Source organism: Mesorhizobium sp. M1E.F.Ca.ET.063.01.1.1 (assembly GCF_003998155.1).
Lineage (GTDB): Bacteria > Pseudomonadota > Alphaproteobacteria > Rhizobiales > Rhizobiaceae > Mesorhizobium.
Window position 1 is genome coordinate 1 of the sequence record NZ_RZSC01001638.1, and the last position, 433, is coordinate 433.

At 59.6% G+C, this 433-nt stretch carries 1 protein-coding gene; it reads right to left on the reverse strand.

The window, feature by feature from the left end:
• Nucleotides 1–244: 244 nt before the first annotated feature.
• Nucleotides 245–433, reverse strand: a 189-nt coding sequence (locus tag EOA29_RS40180; protein ID WP_127222593.1) for a TIGR02301 family protein, incomplete at its 5' end; no start/stop codon positions are given.

Sequence of the window (433 nt, forward strand, 5' to 3'; positions counted from 1 at the left end):
GGTCGTACCCGCCAAAATCCGTCGCGTTGCAAAAGCCTGCGTTCGATAGTTTCCAAACTTAGCCGATTAGGCCGGCGAGCGGCACCAAAACCTTCAGTTTGAGTTAATTTCACATCCGCGCCGTAACGTTTCGTTAACGCTGTTGCAGAAGTGCAACATAAGGATTGCACCAAGATGGCGGCATAGACAAGCGCTGGTTCTGAAAACCTGTGGGTGGCGAGGGGGCGGGAGGCCGGACGCGCCGTCAGTTGCCGTAGCGCGAGGCGATGTCGCGCGACAGCGTCTCGCCTTCCTTCATGTAGCGGCTGATGGCTTCCGTCGCCGAGGCCGTGCATTGCGTATATGTGCCGCCGAAGGAACGGTAGCCGCGGTTGAACGAAGCGATGAAGCGGGCGCGCCGCTCAGGGTCGGGGTTTTCCGATGCCAGCAGCTC